Genomic DNA, 26837 nt, shown 5'->3' on the forward strand with positions numbered 1-26837 from the left:
AGGAGACGTCGCATGCATGTGACCGGCAAGGTCGTGGTCGTCACGGGCGGCGCAAACGGTATCGGCAAGGCGATGTGCGAGGCCTTTCACGCTGCCGGCGCGGCCAAGGTCGTCGTCGCCGACATGGACGCCGCCAACGCGCGCGCTGTTGCCGCCATGGTGGATGGCGCGGCCTTCAAATGCGACGTCGCGCAGGAAAAGGACATTTCGCACGTCATCGAGGAGACCGAGCGGCAGTTCGGGCCGATCGACCTGTTCTGCTCCAATGCCGGTATCGGCGGCGGCTTCGATCCGATGTCGCAAAATGCCGGCGGCGCGTCCGACGAGCCCTGGCAGCGCAGCTGGGCCATTCACGTCATGGCGCACGTCTACGCGGCACGGCATCTCATCCCCCGGATGAAGGCGCGCGGCGGCGGCTATTTCCTCAACACCATCTCGGCCGCTGGCCTGCTGTCGCAGGTCGGTAGCCCCGCTTATTCCACCACCAAGCACGCCGCGGTCGGCTTTGCCGAGAACCTCGCGATCTCGCACAAGGCCGATAACATCAGGGTCTCGATCCTCTGCCCGCAGGGCGTCGACACCAACATGCTGCGTTCGATCCCGAAAGGTCCGCAATCCGGCGACGGCGACCTCACGCCCGAGCAGGTGGCAAAGGACGTGCTCGCCGGCCTCGAGCAGGAAACGTTCCTGATCCTGCCGCACCCGCAAGTGCTCGGCTACATGCGCAAGAAGACGGAGAATTACGACCGCTGGATCGGCGGCATGGCCAAGATCCAGGCGAAGATGCGGGAGGAGTTCGGCAAGTAGGGAGGACCGCGATTGACCTGTCATGCCCCGGCTTGACCGGGGCATCCAGTACGCCGCGGCTCCCGTATCAGATTATCGTCTCTGGGATACTGGATCGCCCGGTCAAGCCGGGCGATGACAGCTGCGCGTGTGACGGCTCTCGCCCTAATGCTTCTGCCCGTAGAGCACCGGCACGGCCGAATCCACGACGACCTCGACCAGGCTCGTGCCCTCAAACGACATGCCGCGCTTGAGCGCCTCACCCAGCTGTGCGGCCCTGCTCACCCGCATCGCATGGCAGCCCATGCCTTCGGCGAGCCGGACGAAATCTATTCCGGGCAGCTCCAGGCCGGGCACGTTCCTCACCTGCATCACCTGGCTGAACGAGCGCATCGCGCCGTAGCCGGAATTGTTGATGACAACGACCGTGAGCGGCAGCTTGCGCTGCGCGGCGGTCCAGAGCGCCTGGATCGAATACATCGCCGAGCCGTCGCCGATCAGACAGACGGTGCGGCTGTTCGGTTTGCCCAGCGCCATGCCGACCGCGGCCGGCAGCGAATAGCCGAGGCCGCCGCTCGACATGGTGTAAAAACTGTCCTGGCCGCGCATCGGCAGGAATCTCTGCATGGCCGGGCGGTGCGAGGGCACTTCCTCGACCAGTGAGGCGCCGTCAGGCATTGCCTGCGACAGCGAGTGCAGCAGGAATTCGACCGGCAGCGGATCGGCGGCCTCGGGCGCCGGCGGCAGCGTGCGGCCCCTTGGCGCGGCGCGCTTGCTCTCGGGCAGCAGTTCGAGCAGTAAGCTCAGCGCGGGCTTCATCGTCGCGATGATGCTGGTGCCAACCGGCGTCACCGCCGCGGCACCCGCATCGTCGGTGATCTGGAAGATCGTCGCGCCGCCGTCGAAGATCGCGGCATGGCCTTCGACATGGAAGGTGAACACCGGGGCGCCGATGACGATGACGAGATCGTGCTCGCGCAATGCGTCGGAGAGCTGCGTGGGCGAAGCGTGCAGAAAGCCGGCAAATTGCGGATGCCGCTCCGGGAACGAGCAGCGCGCCGAGAACGGGCTGACCCAGACGCTCGCCTTGGCCTTTTCGGCGACGCGCACCATGAGATCGACGGCGCCGGCGCGGTCGACCCCGGGGCCGACCACGAGGGCAGGGTGCTTGGCCGAGCCGAGCGCCGTAACCAGCGCCTTCATTAAATCAGGCTCGGGCCCGATCTCGCGGCTGACCTTGCGTGCTTCGACCGGCGCGCTGGCATGCGCCCAGTCATCGACCGGGATCGACACGAAGGTCGGCCCGCAGGGCGGCTGCATCGCGGTGTAATAGGCCCGCGCGATCGCGGCCGGCACGTCCTCGGGCCGCGCCGGCTCGACGCTGTACTTCACGTAAGGCCGCGGGAATTCCGAGGCGCGCTCGGCATAGAGGAATGCCTGCAACGGCAGGATCGCGCGGGCCTGCTGGCCGGCGGTGATCACGAGCGGGGTCTGGTTGCGGTGCGCCGTGTAGATATTGCCGAGCGCATTGCCCACACCGGCCGCCGAATGCAGATTGACGAAGCCGGCATTGCGCGTCGCCTGCGCGTAGCCGTCGGCCATGCCGACGGCGGAGGCCTCCTGCAGCGCCAGCACGTAGTCGATGTCGTCGGGCCAGTCGGAGAGGAATGGCAGCTCGGTCGAACCCGGATTGCCGAACACCCTGTCGATGCCGAAGGCACGCAGCAGATCGAGCGTCGCCTGCTTGACGGTGACGGACTTGCTGCCGGTCTTGCCGTTCTTGGACATGGTTTTCCGTCCCTGTTGTTGATTGGCGACTGCCGACCCCACCCGTCATTGCGAGCGTAGCGAAGCAATCCAGAATGTTTCCGCGGTGACGGTCTGGATTGCTTCGTCGCTTCGCTCCTCGCAATGACGAGGAGGAAGCAGCGGTTGCTCACCACACCGCCGTGCCCTTCATTGTCGGCTGCCCCTCGGCATTCGCGGTCCACAGCTCCATGCCTGCGTCGATCTCGTTGGCGTTGACCGAGAACTCCGTGCCTTCGAACAGCGGCTGCAAACCGCGATAGGTAAATTTATTCGGCGCCTTGCCGCCGCGAAGCTTCGCCGCCATCTCGATGATCAGCGCCGCCTGCAGCGGCCCGTGGAAGATCAGGCCCGGATAACCCTCGACCTTGGTGACGTAGTCGCGGTCGTAATGGATGCGATGGCCGTTGAAGGTCAGCGCGGAATAACGGAACAGCAGCACGGGATCTGAGACGTGCGTCTCGCGATGCTGCGCCTTCGGCGGCGGGGGCGGGGTCTTCGCGCTCGCCGGCGTGCCGCTCGTCATCTCGCGATAGACGATGTCCTGCCGCTCACGGATGGCGATGCCGCGTGGGCAAGAGATGCTGTGCTCGACCGAGACGAAGCACAGCGTGCCGGTCGAACCTGATTTCACCTGCACGTCGGCAATGCGCGAGGTCCGCGTCGATTCATCGCCGACCCGGAGCGGCTGCAGGAACTCGATCTCGCCGCCGGCCCACATCCGACGCGGCAGCGGCACCGGCGGCAGGAAGCCGCCGCGGGTCGGATGGCCGTCGGGCCCGAGCATCGCCATCGGAAACACCGGTGGCGCCAGGCACCAATGCACCGTGAACGGTGCGCCGTCGCCGGCCTTGGGCGCGCCGACCTCCTGGAACAGCGTCGCACGCAGGCCCTTGACGAGCTGCGCGGTGACGATATCGGTGGCCTCTTCGCTGCGGCCGATCCATTGCCTGAGGTGATCGATGTCGAGCTTTTCGGTCATCACGCCTCGCTCTTGTTATTTCTTCCTTGGATTCTCGCCGATCGCCGGCACGGCGCCGTAGCTGCGCGTCTCGCCGACGATGATCGGCGCCGGCGCGGGATAGCTGACGCGGCCGTTCGGCGTATCGACCTCGATGCGGCGCAGATGTGGATGCGTGGTGAGATCGGCCATGGTGTTGACCTCGGCGAACGCAATGTCGGCGTCCGACAGCCGCTTCAACAACTCATCACGCGTCATCCTGCCGAAGATGTCCGCGACCGTCTTGTCGGTGAAATCGCGGTTGCGTACGCGTTCCACCATGTTGGCGACGCGAGGGTCTTTGGGTAGATCGGGCTGGTCCAGCACCTCGGCGCAGAGCGTCTTCCACTCCCGCTCGCTCTGGATCGAGATCAAAATGTCCTTGCCGTCCTTCGAGGTGAAGACGCCATAAGGCGCGATCGAGGGGTGACGCAGCCCCATGCGCTTCGGTGGATTGCCGGCTTCCGCATTGAGCAGCGGCACAGTGCACCAGTCCGCCATCACGTCGAACATGGAGATGCGGATGTCGCAGCCCTTGCCGGTGCGGCCGCGTGCGATCACCGCCTCCAAAATCGCCGCATGCGCGGTCGCGCCGGTCGCGACATCGACGATTGACATGCCGACGCGCGAAGCACCATCAGGGTTGCCGGTGATCGAGGCGAGGCCGCTCTCGGCCTGGATCAGGAGATCATAGGCCTTGCGATGCGCGTAGGGGCCCTCGTCGCCGTAGCCCGTGATCGTGCAAGAGATCAGCTTCGGATAATCCTTCAAGAGCCGCTCACGCGAAAAGCCGAGCTTATCCATCGAGCCCGGCTTGAGGTTCTGCACCAGCACGTCGGCGCTCGCGATCAGCTCTTCCAGTTCAGTGCGGCCCTCCTTGGTGGCGAGATCGACGACGGCCGACTGCTTGCCGCGGTTCAGCCAGACGAAATAGCTGCTCTGGCCCTTGGCCGCCGCATCATAACCGCGGGCGAAATCGCCTTCAGGCCGCTCGATCTTGATCACCTCGGCGCCGGCATCGGCGAGGCGCGAGGTGCAGAACGGCGCCGCCACCGCCTGCTCGACTGCAATCACCCTGATCCCGTCAAGTGCTCCCATGATGCGACCTCAGTATGAGCGGGGCATGCCGAGCACGTGCTCGGCGACGAAGGAGAGCACGAGGTTGGTCGAGATCGGCGCCACCTGGTAAAGGCGCGTCTCGCGGAATTTGCGCTCGACGTCGTATTCCTCGGCGAAGCCGAAGCCGCCATGGGTCTGGATGCACGCGTTCGCCGCTTCCCAGGACGCATCCGCCGCCAGCATCTTGGCCATGTTGGCCTCCGCGCCGCAGCCGAGTCCGGCCTCGTATTTGCGCGTCGCTTCCTTCACCATCAGCTCGGCCGCGCGCATCGAGGCATAGGCTTTGGCGATCGGGAACTGAATGCCCTGGTTCTGGCCGATCGGCCGGCCGAACACGCTGCGCTCCTTGGCATAGTTGGTGGCCTTGGCGATGAACCATTTGGCGTCGCCGATGCATTCCGCCGCGATCAAAATGCGCTCGGCATTCATGCCGGAGAGGATGTAGCGAAAGCCCTTGCCTTCCTCGCCGATCAGGTTCTCCGCCGGCACCTTCATGTCGGTAAAGAACACTTCGGTCGTGGCGTGATTCATCATGGTGCGGATCGGTCGGATCTCGAGGCCGTTGTTCCTGGCCTCGCGCATGTCGACGATGAATACGGACAAGCCATCGGTGCGCTTCTTGGCCTGCTCCTTCGGCGTGGTGCGGGCCAGCAGCACCATCAGATCGGAATGCTCGGCGCGGCTGGTCCAGATCTTCTGGCCGTTGACGATGTAGCTGTCGTTGCCTTCCTTGCGCGCAAAGGTCTTCAGCGAAGACGTGTCCGTGCCGCTGGTCGGCTCGGTGACGCCGAAGGCCTGCAGCCGCAACTCGCCGCTCGCGATCTTCGGCAGATATTTGGCTTTCTGCTCGGCATTGCCGTGCCGCAGCACGGTGCCCATCGTGTACATCTGGGCGTGGCAGCCGCCGCCGTTGCAGCCTGCGCGCTGGATTTCTTCAAGGATCGCCGCGGCGGCCGACAGCTTCAGTCCCGCGCCGCCATATTCTTCCGGGATCAGCACCGAGAGATAGCCGGCCTCCGTCAGCGCATCGACGAACGCCTTGGGGTAGGCCATCTCGCGATCGAGCTTGCGCCAATATTCGCCGGGAAACTGCGCGCAGAGCTTTGCGACGGCTTCGCGGATGTCGGCGTAATCTTCGCTGTGGTGGTCTTCACTCATGGCGTTTCCTGTTCGTAGCGGCAGTTAAGATAACGCCGGCCGATCCTCTGGCGTTGTGAAAACATCGCCAGCCCCCTATGCTCATTTGCTATAGCGTATGGAGTAGCCTTCCAGGATTGGCAAGCATGGATTTCCGGCAGCTCAGGACCTTCAGTTGCGTGGCGGAGCTCGGCAGCCTCTCCAAGGCGTCCGACACGCTGCGCGTGGCGCAGCCGGCGCTGTCCAGGCAGATCAAGCTCCTGGAACACGAGCTGCGCACCGAATTGTTCACACGCAACGGCCGCGGCATGGTGCTCACGGAGGCGGGACGCCTGCTGCTGGCGCGCACCTCCGGCATCGTGCGGCAGATCGACCAGATCCGCGACGACATCCAGTCGGCCAAGGGTCCGCCGTCGGGCCAGGTCGTGCTCGGCCTGGTTCCGACGGTGAGCTGCGTGCTGTCGGCGCGCTTTGCGCGGCGCTGTGTCGAGAAGTTTCCCGGCATCTCTCTGCGCATCGTCGAGAGCTACAGCGGCCATCTCGTCGAATGGCTGCATCGGGGCGAGATGGATCTCGCCATCCTCTACGGCCGCTCCGCGGATCTGCATCTCAACGTCGAGAGCCTCGGTCGTGACAATATCGTCGCGGTCGGCCCGCGCGGCTGCGGCCTCGCGCGCAAGAAGAGCGTCGATGTCGGCTGGCTGTTGCGGCAGAGGCTGGTGTTGCCCAGTCATTCCCACGGCCTCCGCGCGCTGATCGAGCACGCGGCCGCCCAGCGCAAGATCAAGCTCAACGTCCAGCTGGAGGCGGATTCGTTTCGCGTGCTGACCAGCCTCGTCGAGGAGGGGCTCGGTTTTGCGCTGCTGCCGCCCTCGTCGGTCCGCGGCGAGGTCGCGGACGGCCGGCTGGAGACCGCACCCGTCTCCAAGCCGATGACACGCGAGCTCATTTTCGCCTCTCCGATCGATCGCCCGGCCTCGACGGCCTCGCTCGCCATCACCGCGCTCCTGCGCGAGGAAGTCGCCGCCTGCCGCAAGGACGGGGTGTGGGACATCAGGCTGAGTTAGAACAGCTTCGCGCCGTCTTGCCTTCGCATCTGGTGCGACCTGTCATGCCGAAATTTTATAGCTGAAGTCGCCGACATGCCGCTCTCGTGCCCCGGACGCAGCGCAGCACGTCCGGCGATGCGAAGCATCGTCCGGAGTGATGCGCTGCAGAGCCGGGGGCCCATGTCGCAGCAAGGCCGTTGCTTGCTGGGTCCCGGCTCAGCGCCGCACCGCTATGCGCTGCGTCGCGTCCGGGACACGCGCGAACAAGCTGCCGTCACTTGCAATGACCGAAGATAGAGCTCAGGCCGCAATCCGCACCGGCAGCGATTCATATCCCTTGATGAAGCTGGAATAGATCCGTTTGGGCTCGCCGACCACCTCGATGCGGTCGAACCGCTTCAGCATCTCCTCCCAGACGATGCGGAGCTGCAGTTCCGCCAGCCGCATGCCGACGCAGCGATGGATACCGAAGCCGAAGGAGAGGTGCGTGCGAGGGCGCGGGCGGTCGATGATGAAGTCGTTCGGCCGCTCGAACATCTCCTCGTCGCGATTGCCCGAGACGTACCACATCACGACGCGGTCGCCCTTCTTGATATGCTTGCCGCCGATCTCGGTGTCGGCAAGCGCGGTGCGCCGCATATGGGCCAACGGTGTCTGCCAGCGGATCACCTCGGGGACCATCGAGTCGATCAGATCGGGGTTTGCGCGCAGCTTGTCGTATTGGTCCGGGTTCTCGTTCAGCGCCAGCACCGAGCCGGTCATGGTGTTGCGGGTGGTGTCATTGCCGCCGACGATGAGCAGGATGATGTTGCCCATGAGATTGTCGGGGTCCATGTGGCGCGTCGCCGGATTGTGCGCCATCAGCGACAGCAAATCGTTGCGCGGTCCGGAGTTGACGCGTTCGTTCCACAGCTTCGACATGTAAGCGTAGCACTCGTCCATCTCGCGGCGGCGCTCTTCGGCACTTGCGACGATGCCGCTCTTGGGCAGCGCGGTCGAGACGTCGGACCAGCGCGTCAGCTTGCGCCGCTCCTCCCAGGGGAAGTCGAACAGGGTCGCCAGCATCTGCGTCGTCAGCTCGATCGAGACGCGCTCGACGAAGTTGAAGGTCTCGTTGCGCGGCAGATCGTCCAGCACGGTCTGCGAGCGCTGGCGGATCAGCTTTGCCAGCTCGTCCAGATGGGTCGGCGTGAACATCGGCGACACCGTCTTGCGCTGCGCCGAATGCTTGGGCTGGTCCATCGCGATGAAGCTCGGCCAGTCATAGCCCTCCGGCACGTCGCGGATCGAGATGCCGCCGAGCGTGGAGTCCGAGGAGAAGACGCCGTGATTGGTGTCGACATGCATGATGTCGTTGTACTTCACCACCGACCAGTAGGGGGCGATCGGCGCGTTGGTGCAGTAATGCACCGGCTCTTCCTTGCGCAGCCGCTCGAACCAGGGCCACAGCGTGTCGTCCTGGAATAGCCGGGGCGCGCCGGGGTGGAATTGTGCCAGCGGCGTCGCATAGGCCTCCTCGCGGGCCCTGCGCATGCGTTCGGCCCTGTCCACTTTCACCGGCGCTTGGAAGTTCATGGTTGTGGCTCCAGTTGGCTGTTTAAGCTCTCCCGCTTGCTTGCGGGAGAGGTTGGCGCGGAGCGCCGGGTGAGGGTTTTCTCCTCTTGGGGACTGTCCCGTCGCGGAGATACCCTCTCCCCGACCCTCTCCCCCAAGCGGGAGAGGGGGGTGCAGCATCGTCGTGGGCGTATAGCTCGAACTCACGCCGCAATCTTAACCGGCAAGGTTTCAAGACCCTTTACAAAGCTGGAATACACCCGCTTTGGCTCGCCGACCACGTCGATATGGTCGAACCGCTTCAGGATCTCCTCCCAGATAATCTTGAGCTGCAGTTCGGCAAGCCTGAGGCCCACGCAGCGGTGGATGCCGAAGCCGAAGGACAGGTGCGTGCGCGGGCGGACGCGGTCGATGATGAAGTCGTAGGGCTTCTCGATCACCTCCTCGTCGCGGTTGCCCGAGACGTACCACATCACGACCTTGTCACCTTTCTTGATCTGCTTGCCGCGGAACTCGAAATCGGAAAGCGCGGTGCGGCGCATATGCGCGAGCGGCGTCTGCCAGCGGATCACCTCCGGCACGAAGCTGTCGAGCAGATCGGGGTTCTCGCGCAGCTTGCGGTATTGATCCGGATGCTGGCTCAGCGCGAGAAGCGAGCCGGACATGGTGTTGCGCGTGGTATCGTTGCCGCCGACGATCAAAAGCACGAGATTGCCGAGGAAGTTCTTCGCATCCATGTCGCGGGTCGCGGCGCCGTGCGCCATCATCGACAGCAGGTCGCTCTTCGGCGGCTGCGCGATGCGTTCCTTCCACAGGCGCGAGAAATACTGCGCGCACTCGGCCAGCTCGGCCTGCCGCTCGTCCTCGGTGGCAACGAGTCCGTCCGGCCCGGGAAGCGTGGTCGCGATGTCCGACCAGCGCGTCAGCTTGCGACGGTCTTCCCAGGGGAAATCGAACAGCACCGCGAGCATCTGGGTGGTGAGCTCGATCGAGACCTGGTCGACCCAGTCGAACACCTCGCCGCGAGGCAGATGGTCCAGGCACTCGGCCGAGCGCTTGCGGATGTTGACGGCGAGATTATCCAGATGCGTCGGCGTGAACATCGGCGCCACGGTCTTGCGCTGCGCGGCATGGCGCGGCGGATCCATCGAGATGAAGCTCTCGCGGCGCAGGTCGGGATCGATGTCACGGATGGTGATGCCGCCGAGCGAGGAGGCCGAGGAGAACACCGAATGGTTGGTCTCGATCTCCATGATGTCGTTGTAGCGCGTCACTGACCAGTACGGCCCGAACATCGAATCTTTGCAATAGTGCACGGGATCGTCGCGGCGCAGCCGGTCGAAATAGGGCCAGAACGTATCGGTCCTGAACAGCTCAGGGTCGCCGGGATCGAATTGCTCCAGCGGTAGTGACGATGCGCGCGCACGCAATTCGTCGAGCTTGGCCGCGCTCTCGATGGTCCCATGCATGACCGTCCTCCCTTGCATGCCCGCGCGCTTATTTATGAATTCTGCGCCGCGGTATTTGAATCACAATTACAACGCGTTACGTGCTCCGGAGCAAGCGGCAGTTTTGCCGCAAGTAAGGATGCGCAGCCCGGATTCGCTTCGCTCCGTCCGGGCTACCTGACATTCACAGCGTGATCCCGAACACGCCCGTGCCACCGCATTCGTGCGAGAAATCGACGGGAATCCAGGTAAATCGAACCCCGCGATCTTGGGGATCGACTAACCTTTTGATCTATAGTTTGATCGCATCAGGTCCGCATCCCGAGGTTGCCGCCGTGAACGACATGCAATGGACGCCCATCGGCTCCGAACCGTTACCGCCACCGCTGCCGCCCACGCGGGTCGATTTCACCGGCGAGCGCTCGGTGTTCCGCAGGATGGTCAGCAAGGGCGCCCTGCTGGAGCTCGTCACCTTCGGTTTCTACCGGTTCTGGCTGGTCACCGACATTCGCCGTCATCTGTGGTCGAACACCGCGATCGACGGTGATGCCGCCGAATATACCGGACGCGGCAAGGAGCTTTTGATCGGCTTCCTGTTCGCACTCGCGATCCTGGTACCGATCTATCTCGCCTATTTCCTCGTCGGCATCGAGTTCGAGCGCTGGAAGGGTTTTGCCTCGACGCCGCTGTTCATCGCGTTCTACGCCTTTGGCCAGTTCGCGATCTTCCGCGCGCGGCGTTATCGGCTGACGCGCACGGTGTGGCGCGGCGTGCGCTTCTGGATGGACGGCTCCGGCTGGGCCTATTCGTTCCGCGCGATGGCCTGGGGCCTCCTGGTGTTCCTCACCCTCGGCCTGGCGCTGCCGTGGCGGCAGGCCTCGCTGGAGCGCTACAAGATGCAGCACACCCATTTCGGCGATCTGCAAGGCGATTTCGCCGGCGACGGCTGGGAGTTCTTCAAGCGCGCCTGGTGGCTCTGGCTGCTCAGTCCGGTCGCGATGGTGATCTTCCCGCTCGCGCCGTTCTTCTACGCCGAGTTCAAGGCGCGCGAGTGGCGTTGGTGGCTCGAGGGCATCCGCATCGGCGACGTGAGCGTGTCCTCGGAGTTGCCGCACAACGCATTCTACGGCCTCTATTGGAAAGTAATCGGCTGGTGGCTGCTGCTGAGCGGGCTGTTCGGGCTTTACATTGCCGGTGCGGTCGGGTTGGTCGCGGCCACCGATGGGGCGCCCACCGGGCCCGACGCGATCGTGCGGAGCATTCCGCTGCTGTCCGCGATGGTGATCGGCTATCTTGCCGCGGTGCTCGCGCTCAACGTCGTCCTGCGCGTGTATCTCCAGCATGATATGTGGGTAAAGGCGCTCGAGACGCTCAAGGTGCATGACATCGGCGCGGCAGCGGACGTGGAGGGACGGGGCGATCTCGCCAGCGCACTTGGCGAAGGCTTTGCCGATGGGCTCGATGTCGCAGGATTTTAGATCGTGACCGACACACCAGTCGAGACGGCGACAGAGAGTGCAAAGCCGACCATCTTCTACGACGGCGTATCGAGCCGCAGGCGTCAGGTCACGCTGACGCTGGGTGATGCGCTCGAGCTCGTTGAGGAGGGCAGGGCGCCGGTTCGCTGGGCCTATGACGATATCCGTCGCGCCGACAGTCCGGCCAGTGTCCTGCGGCTCGCCTCGACCTCTGCGCCGCCCTTGGCGCGGCTCGAGATCCGGGACCTGGCGCTCGCCACCGCAGTGACTGCCCGCTGCGTCCGGCTCGACGAGCATCAGACCACGCGCCGCGGTGTCGCGAAAATCGTCGGCTGGTCGGTAGCAGCCGCCATCTCGATCGTCTGCGTCGTGCTGTTTGGCGTTCCGCTCGCCGCCGACCGCCTTGCGCCCCTGGTACCGAAGCCGATCGAGCGGCGCATCGGCGATGCATCCGAGGTGCAGGTGAAAACGATCTTCCGCGGCGGGGTTTGCAACGACGCAGCCGGTCAGACGGCGTTCCGCAAGCTCGTCAACCGTCTGCGCGAGGCCGCCGGCCTCGACGACGATTCCATGACATCAGGTGTGCTGCGAACCCCGGTGCCGAATGCATTCGCGCTGCCGGGTGGGAAGGTCTACCTGTTGAGCGGCCTGCTCGACAAGGCCGAAAGTCCCGACGAGCTCGCCGGCATCCTCGCCCACGAGCTCGGCCACCTCAAGCATCACGACAACATGCGCGGCCTGATCTACAACGGCGGCACCTCGTTCCTGATCGGTCTGTTGTTCGGTGACGTCACCGGCTCTTCCGCCGTGATCTTCGCCTCGCGAAGCGTCGTCGAGGCCTCCTATTCGCGCGAGGCGGAGACCAACGCCGATACTTTCGCGATCGAGATCATGCATGCACTCGGCCGCTCGCCGAAGCCTGCGGCCGAATTGATGTTCCGCATCACTGGAAAGGAGGGCGGCTCGAGCTTCGCGACGATCCTGGCAAGCCATCCGCTGACCGAGGATCGCCTCGCCCGCATGACGAAGGAAGATCGCCCCGCCAGCGGTCCGCCGCTGCTAACGGACAAGGAGTGGGAGGCGCTGAAGAGCATCTGCGGGAAGATTTGAGCGTCGGCGCCGCTACCGCGTCCCATAGGCGCGATCGCCGGCATCGCCGAGTCCCGGCAGGATAAAACCGTTCTCGTCGAGACCTTCATCCACCGCCGCGGTCCAGATATGGACGTCCGGATGCAGGCCGCGCAGCCGTTCGAGTCCTTCCGACGCCGCGATCAGGCAAGCCAGGCGGATGTCCCTGGCGCCGCGCTCCTTCAGCCGATCGACGGCAGCCACGGCCGTGTTGGCGGTCGCGACGACAGGGGTCACCACCACGGCGAGACGCTCGCTGAGATCGGACGGCGACTTGAAGAAATACTCGACCGCGGCAAAGCTCTCGGGCTCGCGGTAGAGGCCGATATGGGCGACGCGCGCGGTCGGCACCAGATCCATCATGCCGTCGACGAAGGTCGTGCCGGCGCGCAGCATCGGCACGAACACCAGCTTCTTGCCGGCGATCTTGGCCGAATGCATCGTCGCCAGCGGCGTCTCGATCACGGTATCGGTGAGCGGCAAATCGCGCGTTACCTCGTAGCACAGCAGCATGCCGATCTCCTTGATCAGCTCGCGGAACGACTTGGTCGAGATCGATTTGTCGCGCACCAGCGTCAGCTTGTGCTGCACCAGCGGATGATCGACGATCGTGACGCCTTCCATGGTGGGATGCTCTTGCTTCTTCCCTTCTCCCCCTGTGGGAGAAGGTGGCGCGAAGCGCCGGATGAGGGTTTGTCTCCACGAACTCCAATGAGAGATGTGCCTGTGGAGACAACCCCTCACCCGGCTTCGCTTTCGCGAAGCCACCCTCTCCCAAAAGGGGAGAGGGTCTAGAACACAGTGCCGTCGCTGATCACCTTGAGCGGTGGTGAGCCGTCGGGACGGCGCGCAAAGGCGATGGCCCGGCCGGCGGCCCAGGTGCCGCCTTCCAGGATGCTGGCGAGCGGCAGCGACTCCGGCGTGCGGCCGAGCTTGGCGCGGATGCGTTCGGCAACGCGGTCCAGCAGTGCGACCGTGAGCGCGCGCCATTCCACCACGAGCAACGAATCCACCGCATGCGCGCGCTCGGCATCCGCCGGATTGCGCAGGCGCAACACCTCGTGATCGACGAACAGCCCGCCATTGCGATATTCGGCAAGCCCGGTGAGGCCGTCGATATCGGTGACGTCGAAGCCTGCGCGTTGCAGCGGCTCGATCAGCGAATAGCTCAGCCATTGCGACAGCTTGTGCAGCGGCACGAGACCGGCGGTCGCATCGTCAGTCTTGATTGCCGGATGGCGCCAGCAATCGCCAAGCGGAACCCCGGCAAGCTCGAGCCGCGACGGCCAGATCGGCCCGAGCTGTTTCAGCACCGCGGACAGGATCACTGGCGCGGGGATGGCGCCGTCCCTTGCCTGCGCGGCGATGTGATCGAACAGGCCGCCGGGCCGCGGCGTGTCCTGCATGCCGAAAATGTCGGCGCGCGCTGCCACCTGCTTGCCAAGCCGATGCAGCAGATCGGTGCGTCCCTCGAGGCCGAGCAGCGGATTGGCATCGCTCGCCTGAAAGGCTGAATTCAATGCCGAGAGCGGCAGCCTTGCAAGCACGTCCGCATCAATCCTGAACGGCGCGCGCGCATCGCGCGAAAACAGCCCGCCGGCAAACATATCGAGGCTCGCGAGAGCCAGCCCCTCGGATCGGCCGATGGCTTGTCCCGTTACGGCGTCGCGGTATCGCCATGTCGCGCCCGCGCCGGCGTCGAGCAGCACGCTGACGATGGCAAGGTCGAACTCCGCGCGCGCCCGTGCCACGCGATCAGGCCAGGGCGCCGCGTCGGCCAGCTGCGCCCAGCGGTCGACGCCGCCGAACACAAAATGCCGCCACCGCGCGTGGAAGGGAATGTCGAGCGTCGGATAGGCCTTTCGCGTCACAGCCAGCACGGCGTCTGCAACGCCATCCATGCGATCGAGGTCGGTGGTGAAATGCGTGAGCCCGCCGGACAGGCCGATGTCGAGCATTTGTCCGGCGCGCGCGCGAACCGCCTTCGCGGTGAGCAGCGCGCGCGCCTGGTGTTCCAAAACCTCCGCCATCGCCGGATCAGTATTTTTCCAGCGAACGTCCGACCACGCCATCGACGTCCTTCTCCGGCGCGATGTCGGTCGAGTAATAGCCGGCGGCCTTCTTCGCGGCGATCTCGACATAGGCGTCCGCCGGGATCAGCTCCGGCGGGATCGGCACGCGCTCGACGATGTCGATGCCTTGCGAGGTCAGCGCGTCGTATTTCATGTCGCTCATCGACAGGAAACGGTCGATGCGCTTCAGGCCGAGCCAGTGAATCGTATCCGGCATCAATTGCTGGAAGCGCGCGTCCTGCACGCCGGCGACGCATTCGGTGCGCTCGAAATAGGCGGCGGCCGCGTCGCCGTCCTCCTGGCGCTTGCGCGCATTGTAGACCAGGAATTTGGTGACCTCACCGAGCGCGCGGCCTTCCTTGCGGTTGTAGACGACGAGTCCGAGCCCGCCCTCCTGCGCACCGCGCGCGGATTCCTCGATGCCGTGGATCAGATAGGGGCGGCAGGTGCAGATGTCGGAGCCGAACACGTCAGAGCCGTTGCACTCGTCATGCACGCGGCAGGTGATCTTGGTGCGATGATCGGGCAGCTTCGTCACATCGCCGAACATGTAGACCGTGGTGCCGCCGATCGGCGGCAGGAACACCTTCAGGTCCGGCCGGGTCACGAGTTCGGGGAACATGCCGGCGGTCTGCTCGAACAGCGTGCGGCGCAGCTCGGTCTCGTTGGTGCCGAAGCGTTCGGCAAGGCCGGGCAGATACCAGACCGGATCGATCGCGATCTTCACCACGGACACGCTGCCATTGGCGTGCACGACCTCGCCGTCGGCGCGCAGCCGTTTTGCGGTCAGCGCCTCGCGAATCTCCGGCAGGTCGAGCCGCGCGCGCGTTACCGCGATGCTCGGCCGGATATCGACGCCCTCGGCGATGTCCTTGCCAAAGTTCTCGGCGACCAGATGCCCCCACGGATCGAGCGCGACGATCTTGGCGGGATCGCGCCATTGCTCGAACGGCCCAATGGTCGCGGCCGGGAAGGTGTTGGTGAGGTCGGGCCTGCGGATCGGATCGAGCGCGCCGGCGGAGACAGCGAGTGCACGGTACATCGCGTAGGAGCCGCCATGGCTGCCGATCACGTTGCGATCCCCGGCGCGTGACACCGTGCCGATGATCGGCCCGCGGGCGCGTGCGTCGGGTGCGCCCCAGTGAATCGGGTAGGCGGCTTTCTTGCCCGGCTCGGGGTGCGAGGTGAGGCGGATATGCTCAGTACGGTTCGCGCGGCTCATGGCCAAACTCCCAAAAAGCCAACGGCCCGCCGCTCGGACGGGCCTGGCTCCACCGCGTGCCGGGACGGAGCCCGGCGACGCAATCCAACATATTGTAGCGGCCAGCCACGACAGACAAGTTAATCGTGCGGCGCTGGCAGGCCGCGCCGCCCGTCCGGATCGGCGCGGGCGCCAAAATACGCCCTATATCTATGTAATTGTTCAAATTTTTGAAGGGGCCATCAGGCGACTGGATAAGACCTGCATATTCGGACATATCGAGCGGATCGCCCCGGAGTGCCCCATGTCCACCGCCAGCTACATCGATCCCCGCAATGGAAAGCTCTATTCCCTGCATGAGCCGCGCTGGTGCTCGGACGAGCGCACGCCGCTGCTGGTGACACCGGGCGCGGGGATATCGCGCGCGGATATCGATGGCGGCACGCGGTCGCTGTGGCGCTACCGCGCGGCGCTGCCGGTCGAGATCAAGGATCCGATCTCGCTCGGCACGGGATGCACGCCGCTGGTGCAGCAGGGGTGGGGCGATCTGCGGCCGCTCTTCAAGCTCGAATGGTTCAATCCGACCGGCAGCTTCAAGGACCGGGGCTCTGCGGTCATGCTGTCGTTCCTGCGGCAGATCGGCGTCAACGCCATTCTGGAGGATTCATCCGGCAATGGCGGCTCGTCGATGGCAGGGCTTGGCGCGGCCGGCGGCATGCGCGTGAAGATCCTGGCGCCGGCTTCGACCTCGCCGGCCAAGATCGCGCAGGTGCGCGCCTACGGCGCCGAGGTGCAGCTCGTCGAAGGCCCGCGCGAGGAGTCGGAGGCGGAAGCGATCCGGCAGTCGAGCCAGACTTTCTATGCCAGCCACAATTGGCAGCCGTTCTTCCTCGAGGGCACAAAATCCTTCGCCTATGAGATCTGGGAAGATCTCGGCTTTAAAGCGCCCGATAACGTCATCGTTCCCGTCGGCGCCGGCAGCAGCCTGCTCGGCTGCGCCTTCGGCTTCCGCGAGCTCAAGGCGGCGGGGCAGATCGCAAAGCTGCCGCGCCTGTTCGCGGCCCAGCCGCTCAACTGCTCGCCGATCGATGCGAGCTTCAAGGCCGGCGTCGATACGCCTGTCGCGCGCGAGGTGAGCAAGACCATCGCCGAAGGCACCGCGATCAAGTCTCCACTGCGGCTACGCGAGATCATCGCGGCCTTGCGCGAAAGCGGCGGCGGCACGGTCGCGCTCACCGAGGAGGAGATCGTTGCGGCGCTGCGGCGTCTGGCGCGGCAGGGCCTGTTCACTGAGCCGACCAGCGCCAGCGCGGCAGCAGCGCTGGAGAAGCTCTCGGCCGCAGGCGCCATCAAGGCGAGCGAGACCACGGTCGCAGTTCTCACCGGCACCGGGCTGAAGGCGGCGACCACGGTCGCCGATCTGGTGGGGTAGATTTGCGGCTTGCTCCGTCATTGAACGCAAGCATCTCACTCCTTCAAATCATTCACCCGCTTCACCCATGCGCGCACATCCGCGAGCACGTCGGGCAGCACCTCTTTCACCTCCAGCACGGTCATGCCGGCCTTGATGCGGGGATCGTACAGCAAATTGAGGATGTACTGGTCGTAGATATCGAAATAGCCCATCGACACATTGTCGTTGAACATCGTCCACGGCACGCTTGCGGTGTCGTTGATCGGCCCGAGCGATTGCAGCACCTCCTCATAGGCGCAGTCGAGGAAGGTGAAATCGCCGACGTCGACGGTGAGGATGACGTCGGAATGCTCGATCTCGAATTGATCGTTCTTGCGGAAGCCGGACAGGCATTGCGGATCCAGCGAGGTGCGGATCTCGCGCGCCTTCTCCGCGCCGTAGAAGCTGGTGATGGTGCGATAGAGGTCGCGGTCGCGCACCAGCTTGACCCGCACATTCGCCGCTTCGCCGCTGTCGGACATGGCGATGTCGAGATGCTGCACGTGCTTGCCGATGTCGGCCACGACCTTTGCGAGCTGCGCCTTGCGGTCGGCGCGGTCGGTTTCGGCGAACACGCGGACCGGTCCGTCGAACTTGCGGATGCGATCGACGCGGCCGGCGAGGTGGTACTCGGCACCGAAGGCGGTCTTGAAAAAGCCGTCGACGATCTCGGCGTCGGTAAAGCTCTTCTTTTCGGCGCGCCGGCGCGAGGCGATCGCGGGCAGCTCGCCGGCGATGGCATCGGTCGCGATGTCAAGCACAGACGTGAGCGCTGCAAACGCCAGCAGGGCGAAGCGAAGGGCAGCCGAGGGCGGGACCAGTGCGCTCATCGTTGTGCAACGCTGCCGCATTCGGTGGCTGCGCACAAGCCCGCAAATACGCGGGCCGAGCGGGTTCCGGCTGCTTCAGGCACGGTGCCGTTGGGTGGGCAAAGGCGCAACGTGCCAATGCCCACCATCTCAAAATCGTGGTCACGCCAGCGGACCGCGCCTTCGCGCGATCCTCCGGCTTTGCCCACCCTGTAGAGATCTTGCGCTTGGCTAGTTGTTCAGCACCACCACCGTGGTGCCGACCGAGACGCGGCCGTACAAGTCGGTGACGTCGTCATTGGTCATGCGGAAGCAGCCCGAGGAGACCGCCTGGCCGATCGTCTCCGGCTCGTTGGAGCCGTGGATGCGGTAGAGCGTCGAGCCCAGATACATCGCGCGCGCACCGAGCGGGTTCTCGATGCCGCCCTTCATGTGGCGCGGCAGATCGGGCCGGCGCGCGATCATCTGCGACGGCGGCGTCCAGTCCGGCCACTCCTTCTTGGCGGTGATCTTGTGTACGCCGCCCCAGCGGAAGCCGTCGCGGCCGACGCCGATGCCGTAGCGCAGCGCTTGGCCATTCTGCAGCACCAGATAGAGCCGGCGCTCGGCGGTGTTCACCACGATCGTGCCGGGGGCGTAGTTGCCGTTGTACATGACGGTGGTGCGGGGGATCGGGTTCACGCCGCCGCGGAAGAAGTTCGGGCCGCCGCCCATGATGTCGCGGGTGTCGTACTCCTCGGCCAGGGCGCCGCCGGCGGAGGCGGTCAGGAGTGCGATGACGGCGATCGGCGCGGCAAAAAACCGGATCATTGGATCCCCCGGAAAAAAATCTGTTCAACAAAAGACCAGAGGCCATATCCGCGGGCTTTTCGCAAGCCACGGCCCCGTGAGGCGCTTCATCCTTGACGGATGGCGTTACCAAATCGGCAACCGCGCAAATTTGCCGAAAAAGCGTTAGCCAAGCCAGCGGATCGTGATGCGGCGCAGGGCCGCTATGCCGGCTATTGCTTTGACGGGGCGGGCGAACAATGATTGATCGCGGTGATCACTGGAAATCGCCGGTTGCGGGAGCAGACAGAATGAACGGTGCGGAAAGCCTGGTGCGGACGATGGTCAAGGGCGGGGTGGACGTCTGCTTCACCAATCCCGGCACCTCCGAGATGCATTTTGTCGCAGCGCTCGACCGCGTTCCGGGCATGCGCTGCGTGCTAGGCCTGTTCGAAGGCGTGGTGACGGGCGCGGCCGACGGCTATTTCCGCATGAAGGGCACGCCGGCCTCGACCCTGCTGCATCTCGGTCCCGGCCTCGCCAACGGCCTTGCCAATCTGCACAACGCCAAGAAAGCCAATTCCGGCATCGTCAACATCGTCGGCCAGCATGCCGTCTACCACATCGACTACAACGCGCCGCTGACCTCGGACATCGAGGGCCTGGCGCGGCCGATGTCGTCCTGGGTCCGGACCTCGCCGAACTCCAAAGCGGTCGCCGCCGACGGTGCCGCGGCGATCGCCGCCGCCCGAAGCGCTCCGCCGCAGATCGCGACCCTGATCCTGCCCGCCGACACCGCCTGGAACGAGGCTGACGGCGTTGCCGAGGTCCCGGCCGAGCAGCAGCGCGCCAGCTATTCGCCGCAGGCGGTCGAGCAGGCTGCCAAGATCCTGCACGGCGACGGCGAGGGCACGCTGCTCCTGATGACCGGCAGCGCGCTGAGCGAGCAGGGCCTGGCCCTGGCCGAGCGCATCGCCGGCAAGACCGGCTGCACCGTGATGGGCCCGACCTTCCGTCCCCGCATGGCGCGCGGCCGCGGCCGCTTCTCGATCGATCGCATCCACTACGTCATCGAGAACGCCCTGCCGATGCTGGCCAAGTTCCGTCACATCGTGCTGGTCGAGTCCGACGATCCCGTCGCCTTCTTCGCCTATCCGAACAAGCCGAGCATGCTCAAGCCCGAGGGCTGCGAGGTGCATCGCATGACCTCCTGGGGCGAGAATTCGGTCGCAGCACTTGAAGCGCTCGCCGGCGCGGTGAAGGCCAGTGCCAGGGACGTCAAGCCGCAGGCCTTGGCTGAGCTGGCCAGGCCGACCGGCGCGCTCACCTTCGCCTCGATCGCGCAGGCGATCGCATGCGCCATCCCCGAGAACGCGATCATGGTCGACGAGTCGCTGACCACCGGCCGCGGCTTCTTCCCGCCGACCGCGGCGGCCGCGCCGCACGACTGGCTGCAGAACATGGGTGGCTCGATCGGCTTCTCGACGCCGCTGTCGATCGGCGCCGCGATCGCCTGCCCGGACCGCAAGGTCATCACCATGGTCGGCGACGGCAGCGCGATGTACACGATCCAGTCGCTGTGGACGCAGGCCCGCGAGAATCTCAACATCGTCACCATCGTGTTCGCCAACCGCATCTACCAGATCCTGCGCGGCGAGTTCGACAATGTCGGCGCCGGCGAGCCCGGCCAGCGCGCCAACGACATGCTCCGCCTCGACCGCCCGACGCTCGATTTCGTCGCGCTGGCCAAGGGCATGGGCGTGCCCGGCCGCGCCGTCACCAATGCCGACGAGTTCAACAAGGCGCTGGCGGAAGCCGTCGCCGAGCCGGGGCCGCGGCTGATCGAAGTCCAGATGTAACGGCGCGTCGCGGAGCGCCGAGAGCCCGGAGGCACGATGCAGACCGAGCTGAACAAGGTGATCGCGGCGCTCCGGGACCTCTACGCCCACGAAGGATTCCTGTTCGAGAAGGACATCGGCGAGCGCGCGATCACGCATCGCCTCGCCGTCTATCTCGAGCGCCAGTTCTCGGGCTGGGCGGTCGATTGCAATTACGATCGGCTCGGCGAACGCACGCTGCATCTGCCGCACGGCACGATCATCTCGACCGACGATCATCTGGGTAAATCGATCTACCCCGACGTCGTCGTGCATCAGCGCGAGATCCCGAACAATCTGCTCACCGTCGAGATCCGCAAGGCGAGCAATCACACGCCTCTGGAGCACGACCAGCACAAGCTGAAGGCGATGACCGATCCGCATGTCTGGTTCGCCTATTGGATCGGCGTGCTGCTGGTGCTGGACAAGCACGGCGTGACGTCGTCGGAAGTCTATGTCAGCGGCGTGGTCGACCAGCTGCAGTCGCTCTGGTTCGCGGAGCGGCTTGCGGAGAGCGGCCTTGGGGCGGCGCATTAGAGCAACGAATCGCAGGCGTCAGATTTCGAGGATAAAGCGGACGTTGCTGCTCCTGGTCGGCATCGCCTGCTTGTGACCCGTTCCGGACGACGAAGTTGCCGCGCCCGGGCGGTTAGGGGTGAACCGGAAAGACATCCTCATGGGCGCGACCGTTGCTCGTGACCCATTGCGGTCAACTAAACGGCTCGAAACCCAAATCGGTCAACGCCGTCGCGACGACACCCTTCGCCTGTGCATCATCACCGCCAAACCTTCCTTGGGCATGGCCCCGTCCTTGACGGACCTGATGATGACAGCGGCTCGTTTCGAAAGCTGGCGACCCGTTCGAGCGAGCCCGTCGCCGCGATGTCGCTGCGACCGGCCGACGGCCGTGGCATTCTTGCACCGCATTCTCCCGAGTTTCGCATCAGGATCGCGCAGCGCATTGCACGGCCTCTGGCGGCTCAGTAGACTCGCAAAGGAAATCTGCAGTGGGCCGATCGCGGGGGCTTTATGGATTTGACGACGCTTCATCACGCTCACCTTGAGCGGGCGCGGTTGCTTGCGACGGCCTGTCTCCTCGCCATCGGCGTCGGGTTGATGGGCTCGGCGGCGCGGGCGGACGGCGGCGCGGGGGGAATTGGAGGCGGCGCTGGCGGTGGCGGCGGCACGACCAATCTGACGACCACCGGCGGGACAGGTGGGGACGGGTCAATCAGGGGCGGCGGCGGCGGTGGCGGTGCCGGCGCTACGGGTGGCGGCGGTGGTACAGGAGGCATCTTGGACCTTGGAGGAATGGGCGGCGCCAGTGCTGGCGCGAGCGGCGCGACTGGAACCGTCGACTTCTCTGGCGGCACTGGTGGCGGTGGCGGTGGCGGCGGCGCGCATGGTGCGGTTGTCTCTGCCACGACCACGAATTCGGGCGCGATCGCCGGTGGTGCCGGCGGCAGGGGCGGTGCTAGTCTCGCCAATGCGGGCGGTGGTGGCGGAGGTGCCGGCGGTTATGGCGTCGTCGTGAACGGCAGCGGCCTCATTTATACCAATCGCGGCACGGCGACCGGCGGGATCGGTGGTGACGGCGGAATCACTAGCGGAGGTGGTAACTCCGGCGGCAATGGCGGTGACGGCGGTGTCGGTGTCGCCTTCACCGGCAGCGGCACGCTGGTCAATTCGGGGACAGTTGCCGGCGCGAGCGGCGGCGCGGGCGGAGCTGGCTCCAGTGGGGCTACGGCCGGTACGGCCGGCACCGGCGGTGCCGGCATCGTGGGCGCGGGGCTTACCATCATCAACAGCGGCAGCATCACGGGCGGCCTTTCCGGCGACGGCGTGACCCGCGCCAACGCCATCAGTTTCACGGGCGGCAGCAACATGCTGGAATTGCAAGCCGGCTCCACGATCACCGGCAATGTGGTCGGCACCGGCACCGATACGCTGCGGCTCGGCGGTTCCAGCAACGCAAGCTTCGACGTGTCCAACATTGGGGCGTCGGCGCAGTACCAGGGCTTCTCGACCTTCGTGAAGACCGGCAGCAGCACCTGGACTCTGAGCGGCACGACGACAACTACAACGCCCTGGATCATCAACCAGGGCACGCTGCTGCTGTCGAGCGCCGGCGCGCTGGGGGCGGCAAGCGGCACGACCACCGTGTCCGGCGGTACGCTCGATCTCGGCGGCACCACGCAGACGCAAGCGGTGGTGAATCTGACCGGTGGCACGATCCAGAACGGTGGCCTGAACGCGGCGATCGTCTCCACCGGCGGCACGATCGGCGGCATCGGTGGCACTGCAAGCCTGACGACGACGGGCGGCACCACGATCGTGACCGGCACCAACACCTACAGCGGCGCAACGACCGTCAACGGCGGCGTGCTTGAGGTCGACGGCTCGATCACCGATCCGACAGTCAACTCCGGCGGCACGCTGAGCGGCACCGGCTCGGTGGGCGCAACGCAAATCAATGCCGGCGGCACCTTCGCGCCAGGCAACGGCACGGCGGGATCGTCGATGACGGTCGCGGGCAGTCTCGTGTTCCAGTCGGGCGCGATCTACCTCGTGCAGGTCAATCCTTCGACGGCGTCGTTCGCCAGTGTCACTGGCAGCGCGACACTTAACGGCGCCAGTGTGAATGCGGTGTTCGCGAACGGCAGCTATGTCAGCAAGCAATACACGATCCTGACCGCAAACAGCGTCGGCGGGACGTTTGGCTCGCTGGCGAGCACCAATCTGCCGACGAATTTCTCGAGCAGCTTGAGCTATGACGCAACCCACGCCTATCTCAATCTGACACTGAATTTCACGCCGTCGCCGCCGCCCAATTTCGGCAATGGCCTTTCCGGCAACCAGCAGGCGATCGGCAATGCTTTGGTCGGCTTCTTCAACGCGACCGGCGGCATTCCTCTGGTCTACGGGACGTTGAACGCCAGCGGACTGACGCAAGCCTCCGGCGAAGCCGCGACAGGTTCGCAGCAGACGACGTTCAATGCGATGGGCCAGTTCATGGGCCTGCTCACCGATCCCTTCATGCAGCGGAGCGGCGGCGCCGGCTTGACGCCCGGCGCGTCTGGCTTTGCGGGGAAGGAGGCGAGTGCCTATGCACCGCGCCAGCGCACCGATGCGTTCGCGATGATCACCAAGGCACCGCCCGCTGCGCCCTTCGTGCAGCGCTGGAGCGTGTGGGGCGCGGGCTTCGGCGGCGCGCAGAGCACGAATGGCAACTTGGCGGCAGGTTCGAACGACACCACCAGCCGCATTGCCGGCACCGCGGTCGGCGCGGACTATCTGTTCTCGCCGAACACGCTGGCCGGCTTTGCGCTCGCCGGCGGCGGCACCAATTTCAGCGTCAACGGTTTCGGCTCCGGCCGCTCCGACCTGTTTCAGGTCGGAGCTTACATCCGCCATATCGAAGGGCCAGCCTATATCTCCGCAGCACTGTCGTACGGCTGGCAGGACATCACCACCGATCGTTACGTCACCGTTGCGGGCCTCGATCATCTCCGTGCCGAGTACAACGCCAACGCCTATTCAGGCCGGGTCGAAGGTGGCTATGGCTTCGTCGGGCCGCTGATCGGCGGCATCGGGCTTACGCCTTACGCCGCGGCCCAGTTCAGCACCTTCGACCTGCCGGCCTATGCCGAGCAAGTCATCTCGGGCAGCTCGGCCTTTGCGCTCGCTTACGCATCGAAAAGCGTTACCAATCCGCGCACCGAACTTGGCCTCCGCAGCGACAAATCCTTCGCGCTTCAAGACAGCGTCTTGACGCTGCGCGGCCGGATTGCCTGGGCGCACGATTTCAATCCGGATCGTTCGATCGGTGCAACCTTCCAGGCGCTGCCCGGCGCGAGCTTCGTCGTCAACGGCGCTGCGCAAGCCTCCGATTCCGCACTCACCACGGCATCTGCCGAGATGAAATGGCTGAACGGCTGGTCGACCGCTGCAACCTTCGAGGGCGAGTTCTCCAACGTGACGCGCTCCTACGCCGGCAAGGGCGTCGTACGATACGCTTGGTGAACGTCGGCTCCTGTGAAGGGTTTCGGATGCCGGCCGCCGAATGTGCCGCCCCGTCAGTGATGCGGCCGGCATCCGAAACCCTTCACAATTAGCCGACATGGTGCAAGTCGGTTTCAGTGTCGTCTTCCGAGAGCAACGCGGACGCGACCAGTGCTTCCTATCCGGGAGAGGCGGGCCACGAACGGCCTGCCAATCTGAATTCACGACACCTGGCAGGTAAGGCCGCCCGCATGACGCGGACGGCCTCGCTCATAACCGTCACTAGCTCAATGCAGCGGAGCGCCGTTGCCCAGTGCGTAGGTCACGAGATCCTTCAGCTTGAAATCGGGACCGGTCACCGGTGCCCAGTTCGGATCGAGCGACAGCACGGAGGAGGCGTCGCCGAACATCATGCCGAGGAAGACTTCGGCGACGATGCGTCCGCCGACCGGGCCGAGCTGCGGCGTGTTGATGCCGGTTGCCGGCGCACCGGTGGCTGGGACCGCGACCGCTGTCTTGAACTGGCGCGCTTCGGCGAGGATGTAGGTCCAGAGCGGACAGTTGCCCTTGAATGCGCCGTTGGCGATCGACGCGATCGGGACTTGCGGATCGCCCGACGACGGGACGTCGACGGCGCGGCCGACGATGATCTGCTCGTCGGTCAGCGGCGTCACGTGCATCGCCCTGGCGACCGCCTGGCCCGACGGCAGTCCGAGCCGCCAGCCCCGTTCGAGATTGCGCAGCGCCAGCGACGATGGATTGGAGGCGACCTCCGGCGGCAGCTTGCGCAAGGGGTCGACCAGCGAGGTGTCGATGCGATAGGCAAGCTGGAGCCGCCTTTTGTTGTCAGGATTGGTGCTGTCGTCCTCGACGCCATAGGCGCGCGTGTCGATGTCGATGAACCGTCCCCAGTCGATGGCGCGTCCCGGCCCCATGGCGCGGAAACCGGTCAGCGCGTTGTTGTCGGGGTTGTTGGGATCGGGGAAGATCTGCAGCAGCATGTTGTCGGCATCGTTGAGCCGGTAGCCGGGCCGGATCATGGAGTGGCCGAGCCGGTAGGCCGCGACCGAGAATTCGACCGGCATGTAGGGAAAGCTCTTCCAGTGATAATAGGCGAGCTTGCTGCGATCGTAGCGGCCGCCGCTCTTGAGATCGTTCAGCACGCCGGCATTGACGATGCGCGGCAGGAAGTCATTCAGCACGACGTATTGATAGTGGAAGCGCACGCGCTGCTGCACGTCCTGGAATGAGAGCCCCTCGTTGTCGTCGACCATGCGGTTGTGAAAGCGCAGCATCAATCCCTGCAGCTGCGAGACGATGCTGTTCTCGTCGTTGCGGGGATCGCCGATCAATGCGCGCCCCTTGAAGCGCGGCAGGTCGAAGGCGCCGGACACGCCGGTGCCGGTCAGCGTCTCGCCGAGCAGGAACTTGCCGTTGTTGTCGTACATGTAGGGCTGGTCGTTCGGTCCGCGCCCGTAGAGATTGTCCAGATCGAACGAGGGGGTGCGGAAATCGACGAGCCCGTCCGGGTCCTGCTGCTTGGTCAGCGAGCTCACCGGATCGAAGGTGATGTCGTGATCGATGAACTGGCCGAAATAGGTGTAGAGCGCGGGAATGCCGCTCTCTTCGGCGTCGGGGCCGTCCTTGGGCCGATCAAAATCGCCGACCATGTTGTCGGCGAGCGCGGCGAGATTTGCGATCGTGTCGGCTTCGTTCCGGCCGAATGTCGCCGGCGTCAGCGTGCGAAACATGCGGCCGAAGCGGCCTTGTGACAGCGGCGAGCGGGTGGCGTTGAGACCGCGGGGCGCAATGGCGTGACGACTGCTCATAAAGATCCTCCATGAAAATTGACGACGGTGGGCAACTAAAGCTGAGGTTGTTCGTCATAAGATATGCATGTGAGGCTAGATGGCGGAATTCGGCGTCACTATGCGCTGCTTCACACATCGTGCGATGTCGATCCGGTTCCATGAGCAGGCGTTGCGATCAAGCTGCGGATGCGCTTTGCAAATTCTTCTCGCGTCCGCGCCGAATAACATTCTCGTCATCGACAATGTCGGCGCGAAGCACTCTCAGCTTCGCATGGAGACTGCAGCGGCGTCGCCGCGAGGCATTCACCTGTTCCAGGACTCGCCCGACACCTTGTCGTG

The 26837-nt window shown here is 65.2% G+C and carries 20 protein-coding genes; 8 read left to right on the plus strand and 12 right to left on the minus strand.

Annotated features, from left to right (window positions below):
* Positions 1-12: 12 nt before the first annotated feature.
* Entirely contained in the window at positions 13-807 is a 795-nt protein-coding gene (locus XH88_RS28190) for an SDR family oxidoreductase (RefSeq protein WP_271671488.1), read from the plus strand.
* Between the two features lie 144 nt (positions 808-951).
* Here XH88_RS28190 and mdlC read toward each other — a convergent pair whose 3' ends face one another.
* From mdlC to XH88_RS28210, 4 genes are all read right to left on the minus strand, one after another.
* On the minus strand, positions 952-2574 hold the full coding sequence (gene mdlC, locus XH88_RS28195) for a benzoylformate decarboxylase (RefSeq protein ID WP_271671489.1): 1623 nt from the start codon (positions 2572-2574) through the stop codon (positions 952-954).
* 148 nt (positions 2575-2722) lie between these two features.
* The gene (locus XH88_RS28200) at positions 2723-3574 is read right to left on the minus strand and encodes an FAS1-like dehydratase domain-containing protein (protein WP_271671490.1); all 852 of its coding nucleotides are present in this window, start codon (positions 3572-3574) and stop codon (positions 2723-2725) included.
* A 15-nt stretch (positions 3575-3589) separates the two neighbouring features.
* Complete coding sequence (locus XH88_RS28205; protein ID WP_271671491.1) at positions 3590-4690, minus strand: CaiB/BaiF CoA transferase family protein; 1101 nt, start codon at positions 4688-4690, stop codon at positions 3590-3592.
* Between the two features lie 9 nt (positions 4691-4699).
* Positions 4700-5869 (minus strand): acyl-CoA dehydrogenase family protein, encoded by a 1170-nt coding sequence (locus tag XH88_RS28210; protein ID WP_271671492.1) that lies wholly within the window; start codon positions 5867-5869, stop codon positions 4700-4702.
* Between the two features lie 125 nt (positions 5870-5994).
* Between XH88_RS28210 and XH88_RS28215 the strand changes: the two genes are divergently transcribed.
* Positions 5995-6915 carry a LysR substrate-binding domain-containing protein gene (locus XH88_RS28215; RefSeq protein ID WP_271671493.1) on the plus strand — a complete coding sequence of 307 codons (921 nt, stop codon included), beginning with the start codon at positions 5995-5997 and terminating at the stop codon, positions 6913-6915.
* Positions 6916-7197: 282 nt separating this feature from the next.
* Here XH88_RS28215 and XH88_RS28220 read toward each other — a convergent pair whose 3' ends face one another.
* Both XH88_RS28220 and XH88_RS28225 read right to left on the minus strand, forming a co-directional pair.
* A complete protein-coding gene (locus XH88_RS28220; protein ID WP_271671494.1) occupies positions 7198-8472 on the minus strand; it encodes a cytochrome P450 in 1275 nt (424 codons plus the stop codon).
* Positions 8473-8654: 182 nt separating this feature from the next.
* Positions 8655-9920 (minus strand): cytochrome P450, encoded by a 1266-nt coding sequence (locus tag XH88_RS28225; protein ID WP_271671495.1) that lies wholly within the window; start codon positions 9918-9920, stop codon positions 8655-8657.
* A 314-nt stretch (positions 9921-10234) separates the two neighbouring features.
* On the opposite strand from XH88_RS28225, the gene XH88_RS28230 reads away from it, so the two are divergent.
* Both XH88_RS28230 and XH88_RS28235 read left to right on the plus strand, forming a co-directional pair.
* A complete protein-coding gene (locus XH88_RS28230; RefSeq protein ID WP_442868484.1) occupies positions 10235-11377 on the plus strand; it encodes a YjgN family protein in 1143 nt (380 codons plus the stop codon).
* A gap of 3 nt (positions 11378-11380) precedes the next feature.
* Positions 11381-12487, plus strand: a complete 1107-nt coding sequence (locus XH88_RS28235; protein ID WP_271671496.1) for a M48 family metallopeptidase — start codon at positions 11381-11383, stop codon at positions 12485-12487.
* A 12-nt stretch (positions 12488-12499) separates the two neighbouring features.
* On the opposite strand, the gene upp is transcribed toward XH88_RS28235, so the two are convergent.
* The 3 genes from upp to XH88_RS28250 form a co-directional block, all read right to left on the minus strand.
* Positions 12500-13129 carry a uracil phosphoribosyltransferase gene (gene upp / locus XH88_RS28240; protein WP_271671497.1) on the minus strand — a complete coding sequence of 210 codons (630 nt, stop codon included), beginning with the start codon at positions 13127-13129 and terminating at the stop codon, positions 12500-12502.
* Positions 13130-13296: 167 nt separating this feature from the next.
* Positions 13297-14535, minus strand: coding sequence for a URC4/urg3 family protein (locus XH88_RS28245; protein WP_271671498.1), 1239 nt, complete (start codon positions 14533-14535; stop codon positions 13297-13299).
* 7 nt (positions 14536-14542) lie between these two features.
* Positions 14543-15799, minus strand: coding sequence for a GTP cyclohydrolase II (locus XH88_RS28250; RefSeq protein WP_271671499.1), 1257 nt, complete (start codon positions 15797-15799; stop codon positions 14543-14545).
* Between the two features lie 283 nt (positions 15800-16082).
* On the opposite strand from XH88_RS28250, the gene XH88_RS28255 reads away from it, so the two are divergent.
* Positions 16083-17210 carry a threonine synthase gene (locus XH88_RS28255; protein ID WP_271671500.1) on the plus strand — a complete coding sequence of 376 codons (1128 nt, stop codon included), beginning with the start codon at positions 16083-16085 and terminating at the stop codon, positions 17208-17210.
* A gap of 35 nt (positions 17211-17245) precedes the next feature.
* On the opposite strand, the gene XH88_RS28260 is transcribed toward XH88_RS28255, so the two are convergent.
* Together XH88_RS28260 and XH88_RS28265 are read right to left on the minus strand one after the other, a co-directional pair.
* Positions 17246-18061, minus strand: a complete 816-nt coding sequence (locus tag XH88_RS28260) for a DUF2927 domain-containing protein (RefSeq protein WP_271671501.1) — start codon at positions 18059-18061, stop codon at positions 17246-17248.
* A 210-nt stretch (positions 18062-18271) separates the two neighbouring features.
* Positions 18272-18850, minus strand: a complete 579-nt coding sequence (locus XH88_RS28265; protein ID WP_271671502.1) for a L,D-transpeptidase — start codon at positions 18848-18850, stop codon at positions 18272-18274.
* A 269-nt stretch (positions 18851-19119) separates the two neighbouring features.
* Here XH88_RS28265 and XH88_RS28270 point away from each other — a divergent pair, with 269 nt between their 5' ends.
* From XH88_RS28270 to XH88_RS28280, 3 genes are all read left to right on the plus strand, one after another.
* Positions 19120-20667, plus strand: coding sequence for an acetolactate synthase large subunit (locus tag XH88_RS28270; protein WP_271671503.1), 1548 nt, complete (start codon positions 19120-19122; stop codon positions 20665-20667).
* A 36-nt stretch (positions 20668-20703) separates the two neighbouring features.
* The gene (locus XH88_RS28275; protein ID WP_271671504.1) at positions 20704-21222 is read left to right on the plus strand and encodes a hypothetical protein; all 519 of its coding nucleotides are present in this window, start codon (positions 20704-20706) and stop codon (positions 21220-21222) included.
* Positions 21223-21714: 492 nt separating this feature from the next.
* Positions 21715-24708, plus strand: coding sequence for an autotransporter family protein (locus XH88_RS28280; protein ID WP_271671505.1), 2994 nt, complete (start codon positions 21715-21717; stop codon positions 24706-24708).
* Positions 24709-24974: 266 nt separating this feature from the next.
* Here XH88_RS28280 and XH88_RS28285 read toward each other — a convergent pair whose 3' ends face one another.
* Positions 24975-26516: a peroxidase family protein gene (locus tag XH88_RS28285; RefSeq protein ID WP_271671506.1), complete on the minus strand. Its 1542-nt coding sequence runs from the start codon at positions 26514-26516 to the stop codon at positions 24975-24977.
* Positions 26517-26837: the final 321 nt, after the last annotated feature.

The sequence above is a fragment of the Bradyrhizobium sp. CCBAU 51627 genome (genome assembly GCF_028128765.1).
Taxonomy (GTDB): Bacteria; Pseudomonadota; Alphaproteobacteria; order Rhizobiales; family Xanthobacteraceae; genus Bradyrhizobium.

What these genes read in the sequence shown, in the direction of transcription:
- XH88_RS28190 (WP_271671488.1), top strand. Translation starts at nt 13, where the DNA reads ATGCATGTGACCGGCAAGGTCGTGGTCGTCACGGGCGGCGCAAACGGT.
- mdlC (WP_271671489.1), bottom strand. Translation starts at nt 2,574, where the DNA reads ATGTCCAAGAACGGCAAGACCGGCAGCAAGTCCGTCACCGTCAAGCAG.
- XH88_RS28200 (WP_271671490.1), bottom strand. Translation starts at nt 3,574, where the DNA reads ATGACCGAAAAGCTCGACATCGATCACCTCAGGCAATGGATCGGCCGC.
- XH88_RS28205 (WP_271671491.1), bottom strand. Translation starts at nt 4,690, where the DNA reads ATGGGAGCACTTGACGGGATCAGGGTGATTGCAGTCGAGCAGGCGGTG.
- XH88_RS28210 (WP_271671492.1), bottom strand. Translation starts at nt 5,869, where the DNA reads ATGAGTGAAGACCACCACAGCGAAGATTACGCCGACATCCGCGAAGCC.
- XH88_RS28215 (WP_271671493.1), top strand. Translation starts at nt 5,995, where the DNA reads ATGGATTTCCGGCAGCTCAGGACCTTCAGTTGCGTGGCGGAGCTCGGC.
- XH88_RS28220 (WP_271671494.1), bottom strand. Translation starts at nt 8,472, where the DNA reads ATGAACTTCCAAGCGCCGGTGAAAGTGGACAGGGCCGAACGCATGCGC.
- XH88_RS28225 (WP_271671495.1), bottom strand. Translation starts at nt 9,920, where the DNA reads ATGCATGGGACCATCGAGAGCGCGGCCAAGCTCGACGAATTGCGTGCG.
- upp (WP_271671497.1), bottom strand. Translation starts at nt 13,129, where the DNA reads ATGGAAGGCGTCACGATCGTCGATCATCCGCTGGTGCAGCACAAGCTG.
- XH88_RS28245 (WP_271671498.1), bottom strand. Translation starts at nt 14,535, where the DNA reads ATGGCGGAGGTTTTGGAACACCAGGCGCGCGCGCTGCTCACCGCGAAG.
- XH88_RS28250 (WP_271671499.1), bottom strand. Translation starts at nt 15,799, where the DNA reads ATGAGCCGCGCGAACCGTACTGAGCATATCCGCCTCACCTCGCACCCC.
- XH88_RS28255 (WP_271671500.1), top strand. Translation starts at nt 16,083, where the DNA reads ATGTCCACCGCCAGCTACATCGATCCCCGCAATGGAAAGCTCTATTCC.
- XH88_RS28260 (WP_271671501.1), bottom strand. Translation starts at nt 18,061, where the DNA reads ATGAGCGCACTGGTCCCGCCCTCGGCTGCCCTTCGCTTCGCCCTGCTG.
- XH88_RS28265 (WP_271671502.1), bottom strand. Translation starts at nt 18,850, where the DNA reads ATGATCCGGTTTTTTGCCGCGCCGATCGCCGTCATCGCACTCCTGACC.
- XH88_RS28270 (WP_271671503.1), top strand. Translation starts at nt 19,120, where the DNA reads ATGAACGGTGCGGAAAGCCTGGTGCGGACGATGGTCAAGGGCGGGGTG.
- XH88_RS28275 (WP_271671504.1), top strand. Translation starts at nt 20,704, where the DNA reads ATGCAGACCGAGCTGAACAAGGTGATCGCGGCGCTCCGGGACCTCTAC.
- XH88_RS28280 (WP_271671505.1), top strand. Translation starts at nt 21,715, where the DNA reads ATGGATTTGACGACGCTTCATCACGCTCACCTTGAGCGGGCGCGGTTG.
- XH88_RS28285 (WP_271671506.1), bottom strand. Translation starts at nt 26,516, where the DNA reads ATGAGCAGTCGTCACGCCATTGCGCCCCGCGGTCTCAACGCCACCCGC.